At 40.2% G+C, this 26,279-nt stretch carries 20 protein-coding genes and 1 pseudogene; 5 read left to right on the forward strand and 16 right to left on the reverse strand.

The features are described from left to right. Positions 1 to 8: 8 nt before the first annotated feature. From pstA to DYI81_RS08245, 3 genes are all read right to left on the reverse strand, one after another. Positions 9 to 1,400 carry a phosphate ABC transporter permease PstA gene (pstA, locus tag DYI81_RS08235; RefSeq protein WP_117007260.1) on the reverse strand — a complete coding sequence of 464 codons (1,392 nt, stop codon included), beginning with the start codon at positions 1,398 to 1,400 and terminating at the stop codon, positions 9 to 11. Continuing rightward, on the reverse strand, positions 1,400 to 2,779 hold the full coding sequence (gene pstC / locus DYI81_RS08240; protein WP_106984686.1) for a phosphate ABC transporter permease subunit PstC: 1,380 nt from the start codon (positions 2,777 to 2,779) through the stop codon (positions 1,400 to 1,402). Before pstC ends, pstA begins: the two co-directional genes overlap by 1 nt. 98 nt (positions 2,780 to 2,877) lie before the next feature. Next, positions 2,878 to 3,903, reverse strand: a complete 1,026-nt coding sequence (locus DYI81_RS08245) for a substrate-binding domain-containing protein (protein WP_117007261.1) — start codon at positions 3,901 to 3,903, stop codon at positions 2,878 to 2,880. Between the two features lie 429 nt (positions 3,904 to 4,332). On the opposite strand from DYI81_RS08245, the gene DYI81_RS08250 reads away from it, so the two are divergent. After that, positions 4,333 to 5,385: a Rieske 2Fe-2S domain-containing protein gene (locus DYI81_RS08250; RefSeq protein ID WP_106984684.1), complete on the forward strand. Its 1,053-nt coding sequence runs from the start codon at positions 4,333 to 4,335 to the stop codon at positions 5,383 to 5,385. 376 nt (positions 5,386 to 5,761) lie between these two features. Here the strand turns inward: DYI81_RS08250 and DYI81_RS08255 are convergent, their stop codons facing one another. Continuing rightward, positions 5,762 to 7,294: an aspartate aminotransferase family protein gene (locus DYI81_RS08255; protein WP_106984683.1), complete on the reverse strand. Its 1,533-nt coding sequence runs from the start codon at positions 7,292 to 7,294 to the stop codon at positions 5,762 to 5,764. Positions 7,295 to 7,297: 3 nt separating this feature from the next. Continuing rightward, positions 7,298 to 8,671: a diaminobutyrate--2-oxoglutarate transaminase gene (locus tag DYI81_RS08260; protein WP_106984682.1), complete on the reverse strand. Its 1,374-nt coding sequence runs from the start codon at positions 8,669 to 8,671 to the stop codon at positions 7,298 to 7,300. Between the two features lie 481 nt (positions 8,672 to 9,152). Between DYI81_RS08260 and DYI81_RS08265 the strand changes: the two genes are divergently transcribed. Continuing rightward, positions 9,153 to 9,857 (forward strand): SIMPL domain-containing protein, encoded by a 705-nt coding sequence (locus tag DYI81_RS08265; protein WP_117007262.1) that lies wholly within the window; start codon positions 9,153 to 9,155, stop codon positions 9,855 to 9,857. 193 nt (positions 9,858 to 10,050) lie between these two features. Beyond that, positions 10,051 to 10,647 carry an undecaprenyl-diphosphatase gene (locus DYI81_RS08270; protein WP_117007309.1) on the forward strand — a complete coding sequence of 199 codons (597 nt, stop codon included), beginning with the start codon at positions 10,051 to 10,053 and terminating at the stop codon, positions 10,645 to 10,647. 102 nt (positions 10,648 to 10,749) lie between these two features. Here DYI81_RS08270 and proB read toward each other — a convergent pair whose 3' ends face one another. Beyond that, positions 10,750 to 11,883, reverse strand: a complete 1,134-nt coding sequence (proB, locus tag DYI81_RS08275) for a glutamate 5-kinase (protein ID WP_117007263.1) — start codon at positions 11,881 to 11,883, stop codon at positions 10,750 to 10,752. A gap of 30 nt (positions 11,884 to 11,913) precedes the next feature. Further along, positions 11,914 to 13,128, reverse strand: coding sequence for an Obg family GTPase CgtA (gene cgtA, locus DYI81_RS08280; protein ID WP_117007264.1), 1,215 nt, complete (start codon positions 13,126 to 13,128; stop codon positions 11,914 to 11,916). A gap of 266 nt (positions 13,129 to 13,394) precedes the next feature. Here cgtA and DYI81_RS08285 point away from each other — a divergent pair, with 266 nt between their 5' ends. Further along, on the forward strand, positions 13,395 to 14,606 hold the full coding sequence (locus DYI81_RS08285) for an MFS transporter (RefSeq protein WP_117007265.1): 1,212 nt from the start codon (positions 13,395 to 13,397) through the stop codon (positions 14,604 to 14,606). A gap of 182 nt (positions 14,607 to 14,788) precedes the next feature. Here DYI81_RS08285 and DYI81_RS08290 read toward each other — a convergent pair whose 3' ends face one another. Next, positions 14,789 to 15,169, reverse strand: a complete 381-nt coding sequence (locus DYI81_RS08290; RefSeq protein WP_106984677.1) for a helix-turn-helix domain-containing protein — start codon at positions 15,167 to 15,169, stop codon at positions 14,789 to 14,791. A gap of 118 nt (positions 15,170 to 15,287) precedes the next feature. Here DYI81_RS08290 and DYI81_RS08295 point away from each other — a divergent pair, with 118 nt between their 5' ends. Next, the gene (locus DYI81_RS08295; RefSeq protein WP_117007266.1) at positions 15,288 to 16,142 is read left to right on the forward strand and encodes an SDR family oxidoreductase; all 855 of its coding nucleotides are present in this window, start codon (positions 15,288 to 15,290) and stop codon (positions 16,140 to 16,142) included. A gap of 88 nt (positions 16,143 to 16,230) precedes the next feature. Here DYI81_RS08295 and DYI81_RS08300 read toward each other — a convergent pair. From DYI81_RS08300 to uvrB, 8 genes and pseudogenes are all read right to left on the reverse strand, one after another. Then, positions 16,231 to 16,911, reverse strand: a pseudogene (locus DYI81_RS08300) (hypothetical protein). 3 nt (positions 16,912 to 16,914) lie between these two features. Beyond that, positions 16,915 to 17,622 (reverse strand): MFS transporter, encoded by a 708-nt coding sequence (locus DYI81_RS08305; RefSeq protein ID WP_117007267.1) that lies wholly within the window; start codon positions 17,620 to 17,622, stop codon positions 16,915 to 16,917. 122 nt (positions 17,623 to 17,744) lie between these two features. Beyond that, complete coding sequence (locus DYI81_RS08310; RefSeq protein WP_106984674.1) at positions 17,745 to 18,242, reverse strand: GNAT family N-acetyltransferase; 498 nt, start codon at positions 18,240 to 18,242, stop codon at positions 17,745 to 17,747. A gap of 276 nt (positions 18,243 to 18,518) precedes the next feature. Next, positions 18,519 to 19,976, reverse strand: coding sequence for a glyceraldehyde-3-phosphate dehydrogenase (locus DYI81_RS08315; RefSeq protein ID WP_106984673.1), 1,458 nt, complete (start codon positions 19,974 to 19,976; stop codon positions 18,519 to 18,521). A 270-nt stretch (positions 19,977 to 20,246) separates the two neighbouring features. Continuing rightward, entirely contained in the window at positions 20,247 to 22,004 is a 1,758-nt protein-coding gene (locus tag DYI81_RS08320; protein WP_117007268.1) for a hypothetical protein, read from the reverse strand. 300 nt (positions 22,005 to 22,304) lie between these two features. Next, a complete protein-coding gene (gene rarD / locus DYI81_RS08325; RefSeq protein ID WP_117007269.1) occupies positions 22,305 to 23,237 on the reverse strand; it encodes an EamA family transporter RarD in 933 nt (310 codons plus the stop codon). A 136-nt stretch (positions 23,238 to 23,373) separates the two neighbouring features. Continuing rightward, on the reverse strand, positions 23,374 to 23,967 hold the full coding sequence (locus DYI81_RS08330; RefSeq protein ID WP_106984670.1) for a lipocalin family protein: 594 nt from the start codon (positions 23,965 to 23,967) through the stop codon (positions 23,374 to 23,376). 147 nt (positions 23,968 to 24,114) lie between these two features. Beyond that, positions 24,115 to 26,136: an excinuclease ABC subunit UvrB gene (gene uvrB, locus DYI81_RS08335; RefSeq protein WP_117007270.1), complete on the reverse strand. Its 2,022-nt coding sequence runs from the start codon at positions 26,134 to 26,136 to the stop codon at positions 24,115 to 24,117. Positions 26,137 to 26,279: the final 143 nt, after the last annotated feature.

Consider the following 26,279-nt stretch of genomic DNA (forward strand, 5'->3'; position numbering starts at 1 on the left):
TAATCCTATTACCAACGAACTTCAAATTTCTTTCGTAACCAAATAGCCAAGCTATTTAAGCCAATCATGAGTGCCAACAGTACAATAATGGCTGCTGCTGTTCTGCCCTCAAAGAAGTTACGCATTTCATTACCCTGCCATAAAAAGATTTGCACAGGTAATGCTGAAGATTGATCCAATGGTGTTGCAGGTACACTGGCTACAAATGCACTCATACCAATTAATAGCAGCGGTGCGGTCTCACCCAGTGCTTGCGCCACACCAATAATTGCACCTGTTAAAATCCCAGGTAAGGCCAAAGGCAATACATGGTGGAATACGGTTTGTAAGCGTGATGCACCCAAACCCAAAGCGGCTTGACGAATTGAAGGTGGCACAGCTTTAAGTGATGCACGTGTAGTAATAATGACTGTCGGAAGTGTCATTAAGCTTAAAACCAAACCACCTACCAACGGTGCAGATAGAGGTAAATGTAACCAACCGATGAAAATTGAAGCACCCAGCAAACCAAATACAATCGATGGAACTGCAGCCAAGTTATTAATATTCACTTCAATCACGTCTGTGATCCAGTTTTTAGGTGCAAACTCTTCGAGGTAAATTGCCGAAGCAACACCAATTGGAATTGAGATCACAATCACAATGAGCATCATGAATAACGAGCCCATAAATGCACCCGCCAAGCCCGAGGTTGCAGGTGAACTACGTGAGTCTGGGCTGGTGAAAATATTGGTGTTAAACGTATTGCTAATAATCCCTTGCGCTTTTAACTGGTCTGCCAATTGACGTATTTCTGGGCTCAACTGTTGTTGATCATCTGGCAATGAACGATTGATATTCCCCGCCAACCATACATCCACATTCGCATCAGCTAAAATTTTCAGGTCTTCTTTTTTACCCACCAAAGATGGATCCGCAAAGACCATATCGCGTAAACGATAAGCTTCTGAACTGGTATATAAACTCGTTAAATCGTCACGTTTTGCTTCAAGCGCTTTGTCTTTTGAAATAAGGCCGTTAACGATCAGCGCATCCCAATCCACCATGCCCATTTCAGTTTGCCATGCAATATAGCGTTCTTGATAATGTGCTGGCGCTTCACCCGTTTTTTGAACTGGCTTAGGTCCTGCTGTAATAATCGTTGGATCAAAATAGACAGGCACATTCATCGAGCTTTGCCAAAATGCTGGAAGACCTTTAATTAAGATACTTCCAAATAACAAGACAACAAAACACAAGCCCGTAATGACCGCTGAAAAGCCAAAGATACGAAATGCTTTTTCTTTACGATGACGCTTTGACAAAGAACTTTCGATAATTTTTTTACGCTTTTCTCGTTGCTCTGCTGCAACACGTGGATCCAATGCCTGATCCATAGAAGATGTATTTGAAGTACTCATTATTCGTATTGCTCACGGTATTTGCGCACGATATACAGTGCAACAATGTTGAGACCCAAGGTAATCACAAATAAGGTTAAACCCAATGCGAATGCCACCAACGCCTGCGGACTAGCAAAATCTGTATCGCCCGTTAACTGATTCACAATGGTAATCGTCACTGTTGATACTGCTTCTAAAGGGTTCACATGGAGAAGTGGGCTATTACCTGCAGCCAATACCACAATCATGGTTTCACCAATCGCACGTGAAGCGGCCAATAAGAATGCCCCAATGATGCCCGGCAATGCTGCTGGAAGTACCACTTGGCGGATGGTTTCAGATTTGGTTGCCCCTAAACCCAATGAACCATCACGCAGTGCACGAGGTACTTGAGTAATAATGTCGTCTGAAAGTGAAGACACAAAAGGAATAATCATAATGCCCATGACGAAACCCGCGGTAAGCGCACTCGTAGCATTAATGTCTAAGCCGATATAAGCCCCCATTTGTTTAATAAATGGGCCAATAATCATTAGTGCAAACACACCGTAGACGATGGTTGGAATACCCGCTAATACTTCAATTGCTGGTTTTGCCCAAGCTCTAAAACTCGGTTTAGCATATTCGGCTAAGTAAATAGCAATCATCAAACCAACTGGTACTGCAACAAGTAATGCAATACCACTGACCATCAACGTACCCCACAGCAATGGCAATAAACCATAACTGCCTTCGGCATTACCCGAGGTACTAAAGCCTGGATTCCATACCGTACCAAAGAAGAAATCCATTGGGCTCACAAAACTAAAAAAGCGCATTGCTTCGCTAAACATCGACATTACAATGCCGACCGTTGTTAAAATTGCCACGCCCGAACATAGTGCTAAGCCAATATTCAGTACTTTTTCGACTTGGTTACGTGCACGAAATTGCGATGCAACACGACGCTTCGCCCAGACCAATCCTAATAGCGCACTACACAGGACCACGGCCAATTTTGCAAAAGAGCCGATCGACTCCACGTGTTTTAAATGTTCTGCAGCTGCTATTTCATATTGAGCAGGCGTATCACTCACACCAAAGCCCGAAGCAATCGCTTGTACACGATCAATCAGCACACTAATACTTGCTGGATCCATAGTGGCTTTAATTTGCTCAGGCACATTGCTTAGCACTACATGCTTAAAAATGCTAGGTTCAACAATATTCCAAACAATCAAAATTAAAAAAGCTGGGATACCACACCAAAGTGCAACCAACGCGCCATAATAGCCTGGACGCGAATGCAGCATTGCCGAATTATTTCCCTTGCCAGCCAAGTTACGGCTTTTGGTTAAACCAACCTGATAGGCTATTGCTACAATTGCCAGTAGCACCCCTATAAGCAGTAGATTCATGTACTCTCCACCATTTTTTCAATTTTCATTATTTGAAAAAAATGTATTTGCAAAAAGCCAATGACAGGTTTCCCTGCCATCAGCAAATGGTCTTTCAATTACTTAACCGCTTTACCTGCTTTAAAGTCAGCAAGTACTTTTGCACGTTCTTTGTCAGACATTGAAATTAAGCCAGCTTTTTCTAACTTAGAGCCTTTGCCTGTTACTTTTTTGCTAATAAAGAATTCTGTGTATTCTTTTAAGCCTTTAATTGCTTTTAGGTGCTCGCCTTTCACGTAGAAGAACAATGGACGAGATACTGGGTAAGAACCGTTTAGAATCGTTTTCTCAGAAGGTACAACATTGTTTACTGTTGCAACACGTAGCTTGTCACGGTTTTGGTCATAGAAACCTAAACCAAATACACCCACTGCACTTGGAGATGTTTTCAAACGTGCTAATGTTTCTGTGTAATCGCCAGCAATTTCAATGACCCTGCCGTCTTTACGGAAGTTAGAACATGCTTTTTTCTGCGCGTCTTTATCTAATTTTGCGAAAGCTTCATAAGTTTCACAGCCAGCATCAACCATTTTCTCTTGGAACACTTCACGTGTACCGTGGTTAGATGCAGGAATCACTAAAGTGATCGGTTCATTTGGTAAAGATTTATCAATTTGATTCCAACGTGTGTACGGGTTAGGAATCATTTTGCCATTAGCAGGAAGCTCTGCGGCTAAAGCTGCAAATACATGCTGTGGACGTAATTTATAGGCAGCTTTATGTGAGTTAGATGCGAATACAATGCCGTCATAACCAATTTTGATTTCTAATACTTGATTTACACCAGCTTTTTTACAAGCAGCTAATTCAGTATCTTTAATTTTGCGTGATGCGTTTGCGATATCAATTGTATTATCACCCACACCATTACAGAATTGTTTCAAACCACCTGAAGTACCGCCAGAACCAACAACTGGTGTTTTAAATTGTGGGAATGTGTTGCCAAATTCTTCCGCTGCAATACTTGCATACGGTAAAACTGTAGAAGAACCAGCGATTTGAATCGTGTCACGCGCAGCGTTTGCAGTTGTTGCTACAGCCGCGCCAGTTAGTGCCAATGCAAGTGCGATATTATTGAAGCGCATTCTCATCTCTCTCAGTTGATGCATTTTTGGAGTACGCCACTTTGTTATTAAGTTTTGTACTTATTTGGATAACTGCATTTTGATTTTAGAATATGACAACTAAGTTACAACTTTATGACGCTTTGATGATAATTGACCACTAGGCTTTGATTTAAATAATTTTCTTTAAAATTCAATATGTAAGTTAATTTTACCAAATATATTCTTAGCACAGTTTTTTATATATTTTGGTAACACTTCAGCAGGATGTCATCTTTTAATGACACAGCAAGCTACTTTGCCTCCCTAAATCTCAACGCTACATCAGTCACTATACTCATCGTCAAAGTGCAGTGTTCTGATTTACCACATACTTCATTCCAATAATTGAAATTTATCTAAACACAAGCTTGACCTATATTCTAAAAAAGCCAGCTTGATGACAGAAAAATGAACAGCAAAACCATTGCGACCTTTAATCCTGATTTGCCAGTACACATGACATTTGAAGAACATGACTGGCATTTACTCGCTGAATATTGGTATCCAATCGCACTTGCGCGAGACATTACAGAGCAACCTTATGGCACGATGCTATTGGACATGCCTTTGGTGATTTATAAAATGAACGATCAGCTCATTGTCGCTAAAGATGCTTGCCCGCACCGCGGTGTTCCGCTCAGCTTAGGTAAAAATGATGGGCAAGGTGTGGTTTGTCGCTATCATGGTTTACGTTTTGGTGAACATGGCCATTGTAATCGCATTCCAGCCCATCCTGATCATAAAATTTCTCCGCGCTTTAACTTACGGACTTATGCCGCAGTCGAACGCTATGGTTTGGTCTGGTGTAATTTAACGGCCAATCCTGAAGCTGAGCCAAACATTCCAGTCATGCCTCATTGGGAGGATGCAGACTTTCAACAACTGGTGTGCCCAGCTGTAGATTTTCAGTGTTTTGCAGGCCGACAGCTCGAAGGCTTCATTGATGTTGCGCATTTTGCATGGGTGCATCCCGATACGTTTGGCGACCCTGAAAATGTAGAAGTGCCCGACTATAAAACTATTGAGACAGAAACAGGATTTAATGCAGATTACTGGAGCAGTGTTGGACGCTATCCCATTGGTTTAGAGCAGCGTGGCAAAGATGGCTTTCAATGGTTGCGTCATTTTGAAATTCATCTGCCGTTTACTGCAACCTTAACGATTCATTTTCCAAACGATAGTAAGCAAGTGATTATGAATGCAGCATCGCCGATGACTGCCCGCTCGACACGCTTATTTGCGCCTATCTGCCGTAATTATGACAAAGACTTGCCTATTGAAGATGCTTACGACTTTAACCTAAAAATATTTGAGGAAGACCGATTAGTCTCGGAATCACAAAAGCCGGAATATTTGCCTTTGGATTTAAGCATTGAAGCGCACTTCCCAGCAGACCGCAGTTCGAGCATGTACCGCAAGTTATTGCGTAAGAAGGGGTTTAGTCCATTGTTTGCGGCATAAGCAATATCATCTATTTTTAAGCATGTATAGCCGTGAATCATCGATGAAATTCATGATCTTCCCTTACTACGCTCTTTCCAAAAGGAGAAGTAACCTACGCTACGCATAGTACCACCTCGCCCGTGAAACTCTCACCCATACATGACTATCGTGACTGGCGACATGGATGTCGCCGTAAGGTAAAGGTCACATGGATGTACCTTTTGCCTTACAAGGATTTTGGTTACTTTGATCCTTCAAAGTAACAATCTGCCTACACAGTAAAATATCATCACTCAATGAAAAATTGTGGCTGTAAAATCATTAACTGTTTTTTCATTTAGACAAAAAAAAGGAGCTCAAATGAGCTCCTTCTTCTACAACTGCAAAACGACAATTAGTCAATTGCAGGTGTATATGTACCATCAGCGATTGGGCCTTTGATACGATCCGCTTCTGCAAGCACAAGAGCAAGCAAATTCTTCACGTTGTCTAACGTCGCTACTGGGCTTAAAGTCGTCATTTTCAATGATTGAACTTGACCTACTTTAGTTACACCAATATTCGCTTCACCACGCGCAAACAATTCGTCTGCTACGTTTTGGTTCAATGTATCTAACAATTCAACAGGGTAGCCTGCTGGCACTACACGGAACAATACCGATGCAAATTGAGGATCAACCAGCATTTCTAGACCGTCAGTTGCAGTAATATAATCTGCAACATCACGTGTAAGCCCTACACCGTGATCGATCATCGAACCGTAAAGCTCTTCACCTAGCGCTTCAACTGTCATCCACAACTTCAACGCATCGAAACGGCGAGTTGTTTGAAGTGACTTAGATACTAAGTTCGGAACGCCATGCTCTTCATCATAAGCAGAGTTTAAGTACTCAGCTTCATAATGCATGAAACGATAGTTCGCTTCATCTTTAAGCAAGAATGCGCCACATGAAATCGTTTGGAAGTAATGCTTATGGAAATCAAGCGTTACCGAGTCAGACAGTTCAATACCATCTAACATTGAACGATAGTCATTTGAAAGAATCAGTGCACCGCCCCATGCTGCGTCGATATGCATCCACGCGCCATATTTGTTGGTGATCGCACGCACTTCTTTCAATGGGTCAATTGCGCCTGCATCGGTTGTACCCGCAGTTGCAACTACACATGCTACGATTTTGCCCGTCGCGCGAAGGTGCGCCATGGTTTTCTCAAGCGCGTCCATGTCCATGCGTGCATTTGCATCTACAGGAACAGTGACAACAGATTGGAAACCCATACCCATCATGGCCATGTTCTTTTGCACAGAGAAATGTGCATTTTCAGAACAGATCACTTTTACGTTACGCATTGCTTCCGCAGGTACGCCATCACGCTGAACAGACCACGGGTTACCGTTTTCGTCTTTCCAGTTTTTAGCAATACATGCATCACGTGCAAGCAAAACGCCCATCAAGTTAGACTGCGTACCGCCAGAGGTGAATACACCTGCTTGACCTGCACCATAGCCAACTTTTTGGCGAAGCCAGTCAATTAACTGAACTTCCATCAATGAACCAGCAGGGCTTTGATCCCAAGAGTCCATAGATTGGTTAGTCGCGTTAATTAACACTTCAGCGATTTGGCTTGTTACCATTGTTGGGCAATGCAAATGCGCTAAAGAATGCGGGTGATGTACTTTTAAGCTTTTATTTAAGAAAAGCTCAACCATACGGTCTAGTGATTTTTGTACACCCATACCTTCTTTTGAAGGGTTGAACGCAATTGCACTACGAAGCTCTTTAATGCTACCGCCGGTGTACATTTTGTCATTTTGCAACCATGCAGAAACGGCTTTAACCGCTTCGCCCATTACTGACTGATAGTCAGCAATGGATTGTGCATCATTGCAGAATAACGCTTTACGATGTTCTGCAAAATCTACCATGACTTATGCGCCTCGAGTTGCAACTAGTGCTTCAGCAAGTGCTTTCTTGAAGCGAACGATCACCTCAATACATTCAGCTTGATTGATGATCAATGGGCAAAGTAAACGAATGACAGTACCGTTACGACCACCTTTTTCTAACAACAATTTGTTGTTGAAACATGCTGCTTGAATTGCTGCTGCCAATTGAGAATCACCTGGTAAAGAACCCATGTGATCTGCTTTTTGACGTTCATCAACAATTTCAACACCAATCATCAAACCACGGCCACGTACGTTACCGATACATGGGAATTCTACCGCTAATTTTTTAATTTCAGCTTGTAAGAAGTCACCACGCTCTTGTGCATTTTGCGCAAGATTTTGCTCTTTGATGGTTTTGATTGTTGCAAGACCAGTACCCATAGCAAGTTGGTTGCCACGGAATGTACCCGTGTGACCCGCTGGTTGCCATGCGTCAAACTTACGTTTAATGCCCAATACTGCAAGTGGTAAGCTACCACCTACCGCTTTAGACATTACAATGACGTCTGGCTCAATACCTGCATGTTCAAAGGCAAACATTTTACCTGAACGTGCAAAGCCCGCTTGTACTTCATCAAGAATCAACACGATGTTGTGCTTTTCAGTCACTTCGCGGATTTTCTTTAACCATTTTACAGGTGCAGTCACTACACCGCCTTCGCCTTGGATTGCTTCCAAGATTACAGCTGCAGGTTTCGTTACACCACTTTCTACGTCTTCAATGAAGTTTTCGAAATAATACGTTAATGCGTCTACACCCGCTTCACCACCAATGCCTAATGGGCAACGGTATTCATGCGGATACGGCATAAATTGAACACCTGGCATTAAGCCATTCACAGCATTCTTCGCAGACAAGTTACCTGTCATTGCTAAAGAACCGTGAGTCATACCATGGTAACCACCTGAGAAGCTGATTACTGAACTACGACCAGTGTAAGTTTTTGCTAATTTAATTGCTGCTTCTGTACCATCTGCACCAGATGGGCCACAGAACTGTAAGCAGTACTCTTCTTTACCACCAGGTAATTGCTCAAGTAATGCTTCAGTAAATGCATCTTTTAAAGGCGTTGTTAAATCCAAAGTATGCAATGGGAGACCACTTGCAAGTGTATCGTGGATACTTTGAATTACCGCAGGATGGTTATGGCCTAGTGCCAATGTTCCTGCCCCAGCTAAACAATCGAGGTACTCTGTACCTTCAACATCAGTAACCCAACAGCCTAAAGCTTTTGCTATCGCAAGTGGAAGTTTACGCGGATAGCTACGAACATTGGATTCCATCTGGCTTTGGCGAGTCAAATAGTATTCGTTAGTAGAATTAGCGGCAGGGTTTACAGAAGAAACGCTCATATCGAATTACCATCTCTGATATGGGTTGAAAGAAATAAGTCGGGTGACTTGCGGTCCTTTGACTCGGTGCTTTATGAGTTTCTAGTTAGCTTAAAAAAACTCTTTGAGTATGGGCTAACTAGGAGGCGGATGATACAGACTTTTTCAAGAAAATAAATAACTTTTCGAACCAAATATCTAGTTTCCTAATTGAAAAAAGGGATCAATCCGACCGTTAGAATGAATTATCATCTTACATTGTGACAGACGAAAGAAAATAGTATGTTTTCGTTGTTTTTTAAAGCCACCATCAACAAGAGCAAGCTTTGCCATTTCAATCCAAACAACACTTTGTTTTCAATATATTTTTCAAATATCAAACCATTTAAAATAGATATATATTTTTACAAAGTCATCACAATATTTTCTAAAATAAACCATGATTCGGGCTTAGTATCTGAAATAACTCTTAAAGATTGAATTTTATACAAAAGGTTAAATTATGCGTACCTTTTCTTATAGCGCCCTTCTACTGGGTTTAGCATTAAGCACTACAGCCTTTGCTCAAACGAGCGAAAGCATGAATTACAATGTGATTAATATTCAGGCCGAAGCGACGCGTCAAGTCACAAATGATGAAATGAATGCTGTGTTGTATATTGAAAAATCCAACAAACAACCGACTGAATTGGCCAATCAAATTAACCAACTTATGTCCCAAGCAGTACAAACTGCTAAAAAATATCCAAGTGTCAAAATTGAAACAGGCTCACAAAGCACATACCCAATTTATGACAATGACAATCAGAAATTAAAAGAATGGCGTGGCCGTGCCGAAATCCGTATTGAAAGTACAGACTTCAAAAGTGCAAGTCAGTTAATTAGTGAATTACAACAAAACTTCCAAACCCAATCCATCAACTTTACAGTCTCCGATGCACAGCGTAAAAAAGTTGAAAATGAACTGGTGGTAGAAGCCTCTAAAAACTTTCAGCAACGTGCTCAAACTTTAGCTCAGGCTTGGAATAAAGGTGGCTACAACCTAGTTAACCTTAACTTAAATACCAGCAATTACTCGAATCAACCTGTACCACGTATGGCCATGATGAAAGTCGCGTCTGCCCCGCTCGAAATTGCAGATCAGCAAATGGCTGGAGGCGAATCTAAAATTAGCGTCAATGCATCAGGTAGCATTCAATTGAAATAGCCTCGTCCTTTATATACATCTCCTGCATTCAAAAACTTGAATATGAGAGAAATTTTTTAGCCCGTAGCTTAAAACTGCGGGCTAAATTTCATTTGAAATAGTCTCTTCATTTTTTGCATTTTTATTACATAGTTTTTGCATAAATTTGCTAAATTTTGTCGCATATTTTTTTCTTTATTTTTTTAATATGCCAATTTCAATCGAACACTTAAATTTATGGCTGTATCAGATACTTAATGTGCCTGATCAAGCCTCTAATGGCATGATGAACTATGCTATTTTTGTTGCACATGATCTTATTTACCTCATGCTTTTCATTTTTATTTTTTGTTGGCTACGCGGTAGCTTCGAAACTAAAAAATCTATTTTAAAAGCATTTATTTTTACCGCAATTACTCTAGTACTAGGTGAAACGCTCTCCTTAGTTTTCAATACTCCTCGTCCCTTTGTCATGGACGTTGGCCAAACTCTAATTGAACACTCACCTACTGGCTCTTTCCCAAGCAATCACATGAGTATTTTTAGTGGCATTGCCTTTTCTTATTACTTCTCTGAGCGTCGAGACATTGGGCGCTTTTTAATTGCTGTGGCATGGCTCGTGGCTTGGTCACGGGTTTATGTAGGCGTACATTTCCCAATTGATATGTTAGGCGGTTTCTTTATTGCTTGGCTGGTGAACTATTCTGGCCTAAAAGTATGGAATAAATATAAAGATCAAATCATGATGTGGGTGATGAATATCTATCAAAAATTATTTCGCCCTTTGATTGAAAAAGGCCTTATTAAATAAATCTTTTTTAAAATCGTGCTAAATATATTTAATATTACTGCCGTAAATCATGATTTTGAATGCATAAAAAAACAGCTCCTAAGAGCTGTTTTTTTATGCCAATTAGTAAATTGCTATATGATTGCGATGAATCATTTCCAGTGAGCGTGCTTCGCCAAGGACTTGATGCACTTTATCGGAAGCTAAGCCCTTTACGATTTCTGCAGAACGCGAACTAAAATTCACACGCCCTACTGCAATACGATGGCCATGTGTATCCACACATTCCACCACATCACCGCGCTCAAAATGCCCCTCAACGGCTTTTACCCCGACTGGCAATAAACTACGGTGATTATCACGAATAGCTTTTACAGCACCATCGTCAATCACCAAACGGCCTGCAGTTTGCAAATGTGCTGCCAACCATTGCTGGTGTGCTGTTACACGGTCATTATCGGTAATAAATAACGTGCCCAATAACTCACCCGACATTACGCGTGAAAGTACATGATCGCTATCGCCACTTGCAATAACAGTCGGACAACCTGATTTAGCAGCCAAACGCGCAGCACGAACTTTGGTTAGCATACCGCCACGACCAAACTTACCACCGCCACCAGCCATATCAAACAAAGTCTCATCCATAGCACGTACTGTATGGAACAGTTTTGCATGAGGATTTGAACGTGGGTCTGAATCAAACATGCCTTCTTGGTCCGTTAGGATCACCAAAAGGTCTGCATGAACTTGACCCGCAACCATAGCAGCCAAGGTATCGTTATCACCAAAACGGATTTCGTCTGTAGATACTGTGTCATTTTCATTGATCACTGGAATCACACGCCAGTCGATCAAGTTCTGCAAAGCATCACAAGAGTTTAAATAACGACGACGATCTGCAAGGTCATCATGGGTTAAAAGCACTTGCGCAGTTCGAATAGAACGTTGTTCTAATACACTAGACCACGTATGAATTAAACCCATTTGACCAATGGCTGCACACGCCTGAAGACTGGGTAGATCTGTGGGTCGGCTGTCTAGATTCATTCGAACCATGCCTTCAGCCACAGCACCAGAAGACACCAGAATAATCTCGTGCCCTGCATTGTGTAGATCTGCAATTTGCCCCGCCCAATGCGAGATTGCCTCTAGATCTAAACCTTTTCCGTTTGCTGTGAGTAAAGAAGATCCGATTTTAACAACGATTCTTTTGCAATCCTTAAGCTGACGCTGTCCATCTACCACTTCTATCATCTTGTCCTCAGTTACTCTTAATTATAGAGCTTAACGTACGTAATACGACTCTGCTTGATCTTCGCCATCATCTTCTTCGTCATCGTCTTCACCCAAAATACCGGCAAGACGTTGCTGACGACGCATCTCACGATACGCTTCTTTGGCAGCGATGGTTTGTTCACGTGTTTCAGCTTCAAGCTGATCACGGAATGCTTTCATTTCTGCTGCATATTCAGGGTCTTCAAGCTCGCGTTCTTGTTGCTGCTCGATTTGATCCATTAAGTAATACACAGCATCTTTTGTCCCTTCACGGGTCAAACCTGAAGTTTTAAATACTGGGCCTGTCCATTGCAATTCTTCAAGAATGTGGTTACACCACTCTTCACGGCTTTCTTCTGGGAGTTGGTCTAATTTATTGAGTACCAATACCACTGGAAGTTTTGACAGTGTTGGAGAGAACTTTAATAGTTCACCCAAAATTGCTTTTGCATTATGTACAGGATCAGAACCATCAATAGGCTGAACATCGACAATGTGCAATAAAATACGTGTACGAGCCAAATGCTTCAAGAAGCGAATACCTAAGCCTGCACCTTCTGCTGCACCTTCAATCAGACCTGGAATATCGGCCATTACAAATGAACGGTGGCTATCTGCATCGACCACACCTAGGTTTGGAATCATTGTTGTAAACGGATAGTCTGCAACTTTTGGCTTCGCCGCTGATACTGCACGAATAAATGTAGATTTACCTGCATTCGGCATACCCAACAAACCAACGTCTGCCAACACTTTTAACTCAAGACGAACTTCACGGAATTCGCCTTTATTACCATGTGTGCATTGACGTGGTGTACGGTTAGTTGATGATTTGAAGTGGGTATTACCTAAACCACCATCACCACCGCGAGCAACAATCACTTTTTGGCCGTCTTCAACTAAGTCAGCAATGATGTCACCAGAATCTGTATCTACAATTGTTGTTCCTACTGGAACTGTTAGTACGACGGATTCACCGCCGCGGCCAGCACAGTTTGCGCCTGAACCATTTTTACCACGCTCAGCTTGGTATTTACGGGTATAACGATAATCTACGAGTGTGCTTGTGTCGTCGTCAGCTTGAATATAAATGCTACCGCCTCGACCACCATCACCACCATCTGGACCACCAAATGGTACGAATTTTTCACGGCGAAAACTGGCTACGCCATTGCCACCGTCGCCAGCCTCTACGGTAATGACTGCTTCATCAACAAAGCGCATCTTGCCAATCCTCTAAAAACTTTAAAACCGCCTATTCTGCCATATTTTAATGAATTTCTCGAATAGTATTATTCAGCATTCGCGGAGTATTTTTAATGAAGCACTCAATTTGACCCCAAAATCGCTGGTTGTTTTGCCATTTTGAATGTCTATTTTGCTTATATTTTCGAATTTATTCATTTTACAAATCATGCTATAGCTTTTACTTATTTGTGTTCAAAGATTGCGCCCGATATAGTGCCGTGATGCTGTCATAGGGATGAGTGATGCATCATCAATCAAACAATTTTGCTCAAACTGAGCTGTCTTCTCAATTCGTACTACTCATGGCTTTAGCCTGTGGTCTTTGTGCGGGATCAGCTTATTTTAATCAGCCTCTTATTTATTCTATTCAGTACACCCTCAAAATCAGTACGGACCAAGCGGGCTTGTCTGTGGTACTGGCTCAAGTTGGCTATGGCTTAGGACTGATGCTCCTTGTACCTTTGGGTGATTTGCTCAACAAAAGAAAACTCATTGTTTGCCTAATGGTGTTTGCGGGCCTTTCACAAGTACTTTTATCGTTGAGTACAACGCTGATTTGGCTGTATAGCTTTACCCTTTGCGCTACTTTTGGCGCAATCTCAGCACAAATTTTAATTCCTTTTGCATCGAGTATTAGCTCACCCGCTCAAAGTGCTGCTACAGTCGGCAAACTCATGAGTGGCTTGGTCATGGGAATTATTTTATCGCGCACATTTGCAGGTTTTGTTTCGACCTTTTGGTCATGGAATATGGTGTATTTAAGTAGTGGTATCGTCACGCTTTTATTTGCCATGCTCATGTGGCATAAGTTGCCTAACACCCAAGCCAACACGCAATTAAACATTGCAAAAATTTATCAATCCTTATTTGAGCTTGCGAAGTCGGAACCGCATTTAATTCGACGTGCCTGTGCGGGAGCTTTAGGTTTTGCCATTTTATCCATGGTTTTTACATCAATGACCTTTGTACTGGCCAACCCGCCTTATGAATTTTCAGATTTTCAAATTGGTTTGTTTGGCTTACTAGGCATCATCGGTATTTATTCATCCAGCTGGTCTGGGCGTACGGTTGGCTTAGGTAAAGAAAATAAAGTCGCACTGATCTGCATCAGTCTCATGCTACTGTCTTGCCTGCCATTGGCCTTTGCCCAATTGAATATTGTGGCATACGCCTTGGGTGTACTGATGAGCTACTTTAGTCTAACCGCATTTCATGTCCTGAACCAAAATTTAGTCTATCGTATTAATCCAACTGCACGTTCACGTATTAATGCTGTGTATATGACCATTTACTTTTCGGGTGCTACCTTAGGTTCTCTAACTGCCGTATATGCATGGCAACATTGGGGCTGGTTCGGCTGTGTAAGCTGCGCATTCCTCTTTGCTCTTGGGATTTTAATCATCGATCGCCTTGATTTTAAAACGATGCAACGCACCTCAACCACGGATGCCTAGTAAAGCGGATACATGTAAACACAGCGGTATTAAATTAGCGTCGTATACTCAAAACACATATTCTATGGCTGCTCAATCGCAACCATGACTACATGCTTCTATGTTCTTGAAGCCCTGAATTTATCAGTTTTTTAATTTAAACTTAGCTGTTTTCACCCAACACAGCATGCTTACTATACAAACTAAGACACTTTAGAAACGGTCGCTTTATGGTCCAAAATATCGGGTAATTTTGTTTCAATCCAACCAATCAAATACAGTAATTTTTCAGCTGCTTGTGAACCTGTAATGGTCAGTTGGTATTCGACCTTCGGTGGCACAACTGGATAAACAGTCCGTAGAATAAAGCCATCATTTTCGAGCATTTTCAGCGTCTGTGCCAGCATCTTTTCGCTAATGCCTTCTATCCGTTGTTTAAGTTCACTAAAGCGATGCACGCCATCATTTAAACAACGCAAGACTAACACCGACCATTTATTGGTTAAGTGCTCCAAAATGTCACGTGATGGACAATCTGTGGATAAAACTTGACCTAATAATTTACTTGAAGCGTAGTTAGCCATCAAATCTCTCCTGCTGGTAATAAACTTACTTTTTGGTACGTACTTACATTTAGTAAGTTAACAGATTACTATTTATGCATCAAGTTTATTTTTCATACAAAAACATGAGGGTTTATAGATGAAAATTGCAATCACAGGTGCAACAGGTCAACTCGGTCAATTGGTTATTCAAGCTTTATTAAAACGCGTCAGCGCGGATCAAATTGTGGCTTTAGTGCGTGACCCAAAAAAAGCAACTGCTTTAGCTGAGCAAGGTGTTGAACTACGTCATTTTGATTATGATGCCCCTGAAAGCTTAGCGCCAGCGCTACAAGGGATCGACAAATTATTACTCATTTCTGCCAATGAAGTTGGCCGTCGCACACCACAGCATAAAGCAGTGATTGAAGCAGCTCAATTGGCACAGGTTCCTTATATTGCTTATACCAGTCTATTACGTGCTGACACTTCACCTTTGGGCTTAGCACAAGAACACCGTGAGACTGAAGCACTGATTCAAGCCAGTGGTCTGAGCTATACCTTGTTACGCAATAATTGGTATAACGAAAACTATCTTGCTGGCGTTGAGCACAATGTAGCATCTGGCAAACTCTTTAGCGCCACACAAAATGGTCCGATTAGCTCAGCATCACGTGCAGATTATGCCGAAGCTGCAGCTGAAGTTTTAACAACTCAAGGGCATGAGCAAAAAACCTATGAATTAGCTGGCTCACAAAGCTTCACTAAAACTGACTTAGCAACTTATATTGCACATGCCGCATCTAAACCTGTGCAATATTTAGAAATTGATGCAGAAAGCTTTGCACAAGGCCTTACACAAGCTGGCTTGCCCGAGCCTGTGGTCAACTTAATTACTGAAGCTGATGTTGAAACTGCACATGGTGCAATGTTTAGTGACCGTACTGATTTGGAACAATTGATTGGTCGCAAAACCACAACCATACAATCCCAAGTAGAGGCCTTATTTAAATAAAATAAATGACTTGAAGCATAACTACACTGTGTAAATCACACATAGCCTACCCCATTGAGCAATCAATGAGGTTAGGCTTTTTATTTTATTATGGGTGAATATTTTTCAATGCTAAGTTCATTTGCATATCTAAATTGGCCTGAGTATCGCGTTCAGTGTTGTACATCGTCGCACGAAAGGCCGCAATATTTTGTAGTGTAATTGGATCATTTAATTGTAGCTTTGGTTTAAATTGATGATCTACATTCAAACGAACAGACTCATTAAAATCAAAATACACAGGACCATTAAACATAATTTTAACGGGAATCTGATACTGACGTTGCAAATGAAATGGCACATCTAAATGAATAGGAATGTCTAGTTTTAAAGGAAATTTCGGCAACAATCTATTTTGATAAATTAAGTCTGTTGTAGTTTCCAAAGGCATATTTTGCCGAATTTTCAATTGTGTTTGATAGTCCAAATCAACTTGAATTGGCACTTCTACTGTAAATTGTAAATCTGCTAAATATTTGCCTTTCAATGGCAAATCCATTTATCGCTTTAAATCTATTTGAGTATCTAAAGTGCCACGCGCATGCGCCTGTAAATAATTACCCACATGTATGATTGTAGGCAATGAATGTGATAACTGAATATTTGCTTGTCGTGCTTTCACCTGCAAAGACGCTTGTACATTGAGATATATCCAAAACAGCAATGCCACCAAACTGGTAATCGCAATAAAACCATATAGCCAATACTTCACGGAATAGCGTCGATCCATGCACTATTCTCCTGTTGACTGAGGAGCTTGGCGTGCCAATTTCATATCTTTGAGCGGAATAACCAGCTCACCCTGCTTAATTTTGACAGCTAAAGTATTTTGCACATCGACTGTGGCTTTAAGCGCCGTTGAAATGGGCACATTCAAATGGCCATCAATGGGGATATTGGCTTGTATTTTCGTATTTAAAGGAATATTTAAATTTTCTTTCAGCTGTGTTTTGACTGGAGCATCAAATTTTAAATGAACTTTTTGCGCCAAAGGAACGTCCATATTAATAGGCACATCGAGTTGAATCGGAATATTTCCCTTTAAAGGTAAAGTGATATCCTTTCCTAAAACCCGAACTTGAACTTTGGTATTGATGGGCATGTTTTGATTAATTTTGAGTACTTCACGAACAGGAATCGTCGTTTGAATAGGCACCTGATTATCAAAATACACTCGCGGTGTAAGTGTTTGCGTGAGTGGAATTTGCAACTGTTCTTGTATCGGAATAGATGCATTCACTCGTCCAGAAACATCGACATTGAGTGCATCGTGTATTTTCACTTCTGCTTGTAAAGGTTCTTGTAAATCAATACTTACACTTTGATTTTCGAGTGGAATATAGATATTAAAGTGTTTAAACACCCAAATCGCGATGAGCACACCGCAAATGGAAGCCAACACAATCAATGCTAATCCACTTAGCACGTGTTTTGCCTGCAAAACCAATCCTTGTATTTTTATTTTTCAATCTTTGAGTGTGCTGAATAAATACCGCAAGGTGTGCAATTTTTTGTATGTTAATTTGCAAAATCAGTAACCGTTTGACTCTAAAAAACTCAATACTAGTTCATAAAAAGCTTCATTAGTCGTTCATCAATATATTCATCATTGTCTTTTAAAGCTTTTTGTTCAATGCCATAGGTTTGAAAACCACATTTTTCATAAAGCTGAATGGCGGGTTTGTTGTCATCTGCAACAGTGAGTAGAATTTGTTCTACATTATTTTTGCTATATTTTATAATTGTATTGAGTAGCATCGTTGCAATGCCTTTTTGTTGAAATTCAGGCTCAATAAAAACACTCGATAAATGTGCTTTATGAGCAAATTTTGCTCCAACTTCTTGTGTTAATGTGGCTAAGCCTATGATTTTATTTTTTTGATATACACCAAATACCGTCGAATTCGATAAGCAGGCTTCAAAAAATATTAATGATTTATCTAGCTCAGCCAAATACGTAGATCCAAACATTTTTGGCGATTTTTCTAAAGCTGAAAGTCTGATTGTTCTAAAATCTTGAACATCATTCATCTCTAAAGTTTTAATCTCAATGTTTAGCATATTCTTCTATTCAAAATAGTTTAACCGCGTTTAACTTAGCATAGATTAGTTGTTCAAATTCTAAAAAGCCTATACTTCAGTACTGTAAGTAAAATACGTGCACAATACGCATAAACACCCACAAGAAGCGAAAAGTTGATCCTATCAATTGTTCTTTATTTAGACTTTATGTGCATCAATCCATTCAAAAACAATCACCAAGCCATGCTTAAAGCTAAATTATCTGCAATAAAAAAGAGCCTCATAAGAGGCTCTTTTTGTACCGCACTGAACTAATTATGCATTAGTTTCAGCAGGAACTTTTGGATAGCTTACGCCGCCCATTTGTTCTGCAATACGAAGTACTTGGCAGCTATAACCAACTTCGTTGTCATACCATACGTATGCAGTTAAGCGGTTACCAGCAGTAATTGTTGCTTGCGCATCAAATACACCTGCAGTACGTGAACCAATAAAGTCAGAAGATACAACTTCAGTAGAGTTTGTATAACCGATTTGACCTTGAAGGTTAGAGTTGATTGAAACTTGGCGAAGGTATTCATTTACTTCGTCACGTTCAACTTCTTTATCCAAAGTTAAGTTCAAGATTGCAAGAGAAACGTTTGGTGTAGGTACACGTACAGAGTTACCAGTCAATTTGCCTTTAAGTGCAGGAAGCGCTTTAGCAACTGCTTTCGCAGCACCAGTTTCAGTGATTACCATGTTCAATGTTGCAGCACGGCCACGACGGTCAGCTTTATGGTAGTTGTCGATTAAGTTCTGGTCGTTTGTGAACGAGTGAACTGTTTCAACGTGACCGCCAAGAACTGTATATTTGTCATGTAACACTTTAAGTGTTGGTGTGATTGCGTTTGTTGTGCAGCTTGCAGCAGAGATGATTGTATCTTCATCAAGGATGTCTGCTTGGTTCACACCAAATACAACGTTCTTCATGTCACCTTTACCAGGTGCAGTTAGAATTACGCGCGCAGCGCCTGGGCATTGAAGGTGTTGTGCAAGACCTTCAGCATCACGCCATTTACCTGTGTTATCAATCACAAGTGCATTGTTAATGCCGTATGCAGTGTAATCAACTTCAGTTGGATTAGATGCATAGATCACTTTAATGAATTGACCATTTGCAATGATTGCTTCGTTTTCTTCATCTACAGAAATTGTGCCTGCAAATGGACCGTGAATAGAGTCACGACGAAGTAAAGAAGCACGTTTTTCTAGGTCACCGTCAGATGATTTACGAACAACGATTGCTTTTAGGTTAAGACCACGGCCTAAACCAGATTGACCAATCATTAAACGTGCAAGAATACGACCGATACGACCGAAACCGTAAAGAACTACATCTTTGTTTTCTACAGATGCAGCATTACCTTGTAATGATTTAACAGCATCAGCAACAAATGCGTCGATGTCGCCGCCTTTTTCTTTAAATTCAACAGCAAGTTTGCCCAAGTCGATTTCAGCAGTACCGATATTTTCAACTTTCGCCAAAGCTTCAAGAATTGGGAATGTGTTTACTACTGAAAGTTCAACGTCTAATACGCGAGTACGACGGTGAGCTTTAAGAATTTGAATCACTGAACGGTTAATTAAAGAACGACCGTATACTGTAGCTACGATGTTTTTTTCACGGTATAACTGACCCACTAGGGCAATCATACGTTCCGCAAGTTCTTCACGGTTTTTCCAGCGACCTTGGTGCTCTGCATGTAGGGCAACGATAGTGTCTTTGCTCACAGATACGTCCTCTAATTAATTGTAAATCGAAGCTTAAATTTCAAAACCCGACAATTGTAATGGAATTATCTAAAAGATAGAATCCAAAAGCTGATATTGGAGGCTTATTTTCTTATATATTCACTATAAATTATAAAAATAGTTGTAATTATTTTTATGATTTTGTTTTAAAAGATTTTTAAAATGCATTTTAGCGCCCCTAAAATACATTTTTATTTAATCGTTTCTTTATCAATCAGTGAATTAAGCTGTTTACAATTAAAGTCCTTATCAATGTGAGTAATTTAACTCATAACTGGTTTTTTCAGCTTTTGACGCCACAGAAAAGTTAAGGTCAAAATTAATAGAGGCATTAAAGTCTTCTACATCAAAATCTGAATAGGTTTCGGGTAAGCGAAGCAAAATTGGTAAGCGTGTAATGCCATTGTCACCACAAGGAAATGCATAGTGCCGCTCATGTTCACTAAAATTATGTAAAGTCTCAAACTCTAAAAAGACTGAACATTTCGGATTCTGGCGTGGTGCTTGCAAAACACTCATAAACATTTTGTGCTTCATTTGTTGCCCGAGCTTATACGCTTCAGCCAAATCACGCTCTGCTTGATTACTCTTGGTCATGCGCTTAAAGAATGAGCCTTTTTCAGCACTTTGGCGTTTCAATTTATTGATATAGATTGTCAGTTCACGGTAATCCAGCAAATGCTCTGTCATTGCAAAACGAATATCTTGCAATGGTTTCAGTGAGCGTTGATGCATGACTTCCCACTCATGTTGATTCAGAGGCACAAAAGTATCTTGTCGACGTTTTTCTAATAATTTCAAATAGCCGACCATTTTATATTCAAACAACTGCACATGCTGATTAAATACCAATGCAGGTTGTTGTTTAAACTCACGATAATACGCGAGTAATTCTGAATATAGACGATGTACGCTTAAATATAAATAATCGAATTCTTCAATATGTGACAAATGCGATTTAATCGCTTCATAGACAGGTTTAAAAAAATCAGTGGTTAATATATTTTCAAATTTTTTCAAATGCATTTGTGCTACCACATCTGCATTTTTAGCTACAAATTGAATCGGTTCAATGAGTAATGGAATTAAAGATTTTTCGCAAACCTCTTCCAATTGCAACACAATATCCATCACATCAACATGAATTTGGCTTTGTACAGTCACCATGCATTCAATTAAAGATTTAAAGTGATCAATATATTCATTTTCTTCAGTGGCCTGCATATCCAACACAATCACATTTAAAAATGTTTGCGCTTCGATTGCCCCTTTCTCTTCGGTTAAAAAGCGTCGAATTGAATAGGGATTTTGCTCTACCTGCATTACAGGCGCGGTCACAAAAATATATTGTGAGGTTTTTACCAATTCAAAATGACGGATTTTTTGTTGTTTGCTCAAATAATATCGGAAAATCGGATGCTTCATAATGTCCGAATGGCGTTTCAACAAAGGTTTAAACCAATAACCTAATAATTGTTGCTTAATAAATACTTCAATAATAAAGCATTTAATCTGCGACTCTGTGAGCTTACGGATCCCTTCTGGCGGTGTAATCACCATACGACGAATGACTTTTGCTGCATTGAGTAAAAAAGTACGGCGAATCATTAATTTTTCGCGTTGCAACATAAAGTTTTCATCTACAGAAATCTGGTCAATTTGCTCTATCGCATTTTCCAAATAATCCGCAATTTGTGTGCTGTCTTGAATAGATTTAAGGTCTTCTAAAGATTCGCTCAGCGTTTTGGCAATATGTTGCATGCGATCATTGCTAAGGCTGTGTTTTAAAATAGCCAAACTGGATGACGCTTTGTACTCAAAACCACCTGTCATGCGGTTCCAATAGATTTCTTTGCTTTTTAAAATTTGATGATCAATCTCTTCGCGCAAAGCCATGTCAGATTCTTCAAGAATCTTAGTTAGGCGCGCTTCCCAATCCACATCAAGGCTAGGTTCTAGCTGCAATAATGCGGCGCGTATTTGATATGGAATACTGCTATTTTGCATGTCCTAGCCCTCAAGTTTTGTGAAATTTATTTAAGTTTAAAGCATTCGTCTTTTTATAAGCATAAATGTTAAACAGTTATCATTTTTTAATCAATAGCGTGATTCTGTCTTTGAGCGAAAAGATAAACGGTTTATCTGATTTTTAAAAAATTGCTATATTTTCGAAGACGTATCGGCTCTAAGTTTTTTTTATTTTTTTAATTGAACATTCTTTCTTATCGCGATATCAATCAAAATGATATATTAATCCGTCTTGATCATTTTTGATCAATATCGCTAGCTTTGAATCAGGATTGATATTTATGGATCTAAACGCTTTTGAAAAGCAGCGACATTTTTTTGCAACATTTTTTCTTTTTGCTTTTGCTTAAATACATGCACTGTACCTTCCACCATTAATAATAATACCGCGCACCAAATTGGAATATAAGTGAGCCATTCGTTGGCTTCAATACGCTCGCCCAAAACTAAAGAGGCAAAAGCCAATAAAATTGGCTCTAAATAACTAAGTAAACCAAAGATGACAAATGGCAACATGCGACTGGCTAAAATATAACTCCCTAAACCAAAAGCACTTAATATACCCAAACCAATGACTGCAAAAATTAAATGTGGAAATTGTGCAATTAAAGGAACACTATCACTATAGAAAAAGCCTAGATAAATGGCCACAGGAATAATCAGCAGTAAGTCCCACCAAAAACCACCTAAGTGATCTGTTTTATAAACACGGCGCAAAAAGAAATATAAAGGATAAGCCAAAGCAACATAAATGGTTTCCCAAGCAATACTGCCAATTCGCCATATTTCGTGCCCTACACCTAATACAGCTAAAAGCACTGCGGCCCACTGCCAATTTGTCAGCTTTTCTTTATATAAAATACAACCTACTAGCACCATAACCAAAGGCAATAAAAAATAGCCCAAGGAGACTTGCAGGCCTCGCCCATTAATAGGACCCCACAAAAACAACCACAATTGAGTGGTACACAATAAAGAGCTCACAATGAGCCAAATCAACAGTGCAGGCTGTTGCACGATTCGTTTAAAGATTGCTGTAACGTGTTTTAAATCACCTGAATACCACATAAACAGCGTTAAAAATGGCAATGTGGCCAACATGCGCCAAGCAAAAGTTTGCTCACTATCCAAGGGCTGTAAAAACTGAGTATAGAAATACAACACACCAAAAGTGACAGATGCCAAAACAGACAATGCAACGCCTTTATACATCATTCACCTCAAACAACCTCTGGATTATGCATATTCAAATGAACAGCAGACAGTATCTATAATAGTGGATGATTCTAGCAAATAAAAAAACCATGCTTAAGCATGGTTTTTTTATCATTTGTTCTATAAGTTAAAATTAGTGCGGTGCTTTTTTACTTTGTTTGGTATGAATAACATCACTTAAGTCATAGCCAAGACCTTTGGCATAGTCTAAATATTCATTAATCACGTGTTGATCAGGATGTGGCACACGTGATAACACCCATAAATACTTACGGCGTGGCTCGCCCACTAAAACGGTCTGATAATCTTCGTCAATCTTTAATACCCAATAATCGCCACGACCTACAGGTAACCAACGAACGGCATCAGGCAAGAAGCTTACTTTTAATTTACTGTTAAACGGTGCGTTTTGTACAAATGCCTCACCAAGCGATGAGGTCACTTTGCCATCTTTCATCACACAGCGATTATCTACTTTGATATTGCCATTTACATTTAAAGTATATACCGCAGTCACATCACGATCGCACTTATTTTGAAAGACCAGTGGTTTACGGGCCACTTCATACCAAGTGCCCAAATAACGATCAAGCTCAACACGCTCCACCACAGCCAAAGGTTTGGTTTGAGCATAAGCCATAGTGGCAGCCCCTAAGCCCACCACTACCGCACCACCTACAACAATTTTTGCCAATCTAAAGCCAGCTTTTGGGAGATGATTTATCATAAATAAAGTCCTAAGTTTTTATATAAATAGATTAAGTTTGATTCAAAAAACATATTTAAGCTCAAATTTTCCTACTTACAATAACGCGTGAAAATCGACCATGTGTCTAAATTATGTAATGATCTACATCTCCCTAAGAACTAAAAATCATTGTAACAACTGTGATTTTAGGCGCAAAATCTCGTCTCTAAGTCGTGCAGCTTGCTCAAACTGAAGCTCTTTCGAGGCTTTCAGCATTTCCTTTTCCAACTTAGCCATGTGTTTAGCCAAGAGCTTTGGATCTGACAGCAAATGTTGTTCATCTGCACTTAAAGCTTTCGCTTGCTCATCAATTTTCGCATCGACTTGATCATCTGTAAGCACTTCACCTGTATCAATTTCTTGCGTCACTTTACGTACTGCACTACGTGGCACAATGCCATGAATTTGGTTAAATTCGATTTGCTTAGCACGACGTCGGTCTGTTTCGTCTATTGCTTTTTGCATTGAATCCGTGATTCGGTCTGCATATAAAATGGCTTTACCATTTAAATTACGAGCTGCACGACCAATGGTTTGAATTAGTGATCGCTCTGAACGCAAGAACCCTTCTTTATCGGCATCTAAAATGGCCACCAGCGAGACTTCTGGCATGTCCAAACCTTCACGCAGTAAGTTAATCCCTACAATGGCATCGTATACGCCAGAACGTAGTTCATGAATAATTTTTGTCCGTTCAACGGTATCGATATCTGAATGTAAATAGGCAACTTTCACGCCATATTCTTTTAAATAGGACGTTAAGTCTTCTGCCATGCGTTTGGTCAGTGTAGTCACTAACACGCGTTCATTTAATTCTCGACGATTGTTAATTTCAGATAACACATCATCTACCTGTGTCAGCACAGGTCGGATTTCAATGGTTGGATCGACTAAGCCTGTTGGTCGTACCACTTGCTCGACAATTTGTTCAGATTTTTCTAATTCATAGCGTGCAGGTGTGGCACTCACATAGATCGTTGCAGGTACTATTCGTTCCCATTCTTCAAATTTCATTGGACGATTGTCCAAAGCACTCGGTAGGCGGAAACCATAATTCACTAGATTTTCTTTACGTGAGCGGTCCCCTTTATACATTGCACCAATCTGTGGCACCGTCACATGTGATTCATCAATAATGAGCAAAGCATCCTCTGGAATATAATCAAACAAGGTCGGTGGAGCTTCTCCCGCAGGACGGCCAGATAAATGACGTGAATAGTTTTCAATGCCATTGGTATAACCCAATTGTTGCATCATTTCTAAATCATAACGTGTGCGTTGTTCGATCCGCTGGGCTTCGAGCAATTTATCGTTGGCTCTAAAAAAGCCCAAACGTTCGGTGAGTTCTTCGCGAATGGTGTCTATGGCACGGCGTAAATTATCTTTTGGCGTCACATAATGGCTTTTTGGATAAATTGTGATGCGTGGAACTTTGCGTACCATTTTGCCTGTGATCGGATCAAACCAACGGATCGAATCGACTTCATCATCAAACAACTCAACCCGAATTGCATACTGATCCGATTCTGCAGGGAAAATATCTAAAATTTCACCGCGGATACGATAAGTACCACGTAAAAACTCTAGCTCATTGCGGGTATATTGCATTTCGACTAAACGACGAATGAGATCATCTCGATTCAATCGATCGCCCTGCACAATATGCAATAACATGCTCATATAAGCATTTGGGTCACCCAAACCATAAATTGCCGATACTGATGCAACAATAATCGCATCTTTACGCTCTAAGAGCGCTCGCGTTGCCGATAAACGCATTTGATCAATATGATCATTAATTGAAGAATCTTTTTCGATAAATGTGTCCGATGAAGGCACATAAGCTTCTGGCTGATAGTAGTCATAATAACTGACAAAATATTCCACGGCATTATGCGGAAAGAACGACTTGAACTCACCATATAACTGCGCAGCCAACGTTTTATTATGCGCCATAATAATGGTTGGTCGCTGTGTGCGTGCAATCACATTGGCCATGGTATAGGTCTTACCTGAGCCTGTTACCCCCAATAGCAACTGATCATGCATACCTTGCTCCACCCCTTGCACCAATTTTTCAATGGCTTGTGGCTGGTCACCAGCAGGTTCAAAATTTGTGACTAATTCAAATGGCTGGGGATCACTCATAGGATTCGGCTTATTCTCGGACTAAACATCAATATCAATTATGAGGGCTAGTTTAAGCGATACAACGTTGCCTTGTAACATTCATGTGTAAAAAGTTCAGCCTTGTATTGAACCATCACAGCAGTCCATTCAATATCACAACG

Origin of the sequence: Acinetobacter sp. SWAC5 (assembly GCF_003419885.1) — a bacterium.
Classification (GTDB): domain Bacteria; phylum Pseudomonadota; class Gammaproteobacteria; order Pseudomonadales; family Moraxellaceae; genus Acinetobacter; species Acinetobacter cumulans.

Coding starts and splice junctions, on each gene's coding strand:
- pstA (WP_117007260.1), bottom strand. CDS start 1,400: ATGAGTACTTCAAATACATCTTCTATGGATCAGGCATTGGATCCACGT.
- pstC (WP_106984686.1), bottom strand. CDS start 2,779: ATGAATCTACTGCTTATAGGGGTGCTACTGGCAATTGTAGCAATAGCC.
- DYI81_RS08245 (WP_117007261.1), bottom strand. CDS start 3,903: ATGCGCTTCAATAATATCGCACTTGCATTGGCACTAACTGGCGCGGCT.
- DYI81_RS08250 (WP_106984684.1), top strand. CDS start 4,333: ATGAACAGCAAAACCATTGCGACCTTTAATCCTGATTTGCCAGTACAC.
- DYI81_RS08255 (WP_106984683.1), bottom strand. CDS start 7,294: ATGGTAGATTTTGCAGAACATCGTAAAGCGTTATTCTGCAATGATGCA.
- DYI81_RS08260 (WP_106984682.1), bottom strand. CDS start 8,671: ATGAGCGTTTCTTCTGTAAACCCTGCCGCTAATTCTACTAACGAATAC.
- DYI81_RS08265 (WP_117007262.1), top strand. CDS start 9,153: ATGCGTACCTTTTCTTATAGCGCCCTTCTACTGGGTTTAGCATTAAGC.
- proB (WP_117007263.1), bottom strand. CDS start 11,883: ATGATAGAAGTGGTAGATGGACAGCGTCAGCTTAAGGATTGCAAAAGA.
- cgtA (WP_117007264.1), bottom strand. CDS start 13,128: ATGCGCTTTGTTGATGAAGCAGTCATTACCGTAGAGGCTGGCGACGGT.
- DYI81_RS08285 (WP_117007265.1), top strand. CDS start 13,395: ATGCATCATCAATCAAACAATTTTGCTCAAACTGAGCTGTCTTCTCAA.
- DYI81_RS08290 (WP_106984677.1), bottom strand. CDS start 15,169: ATGGCTAACTACGCTTCAAGTAAATTATTAGGTCAAGTTTTATCCACA.
- DYI81_RS08295 (WP_117007266.1), top strand. CDS start 15,288: ATGAAAATTGCAATCACAGGTGCAACAGGTCAACTCGGTCAATTGGTT.
- DYI81_RS08310 (WP_106984674.1), bottom strand. CDS start 18,242: ATGCTAAACATTGAGATTAAAACTTTAGAGATGAATGATGTTCAAGAT.
- DYI81_RS08320 (WP_117007268.1), bottom strand. CDS start 22,004: ATGCAAAATAGCAGTATTCCATATCAAATACGCGCCGCATTATTGCAG.
- rarD (WP_117007269.1), bottom strand. CDS start 23,237: ATGTATAAAGGCGTTGCATTGTCTGTTTTGGCATCTGTCACTTTTGGT.
- DYI81_RS08330 (WP_106984670.1), bottom strand. CDS start 23,967: ATGATAAATCATCTCCCAAAAGCTGGCTTTAGATTGGCAAAAATTGTT.
- uvrB (WP_117007270.1), bottom strand. CDS start 26,136: ATGAGTGATCCCCAGCCATTTGAATTAGTCACAAATTTTGAACCTGCT.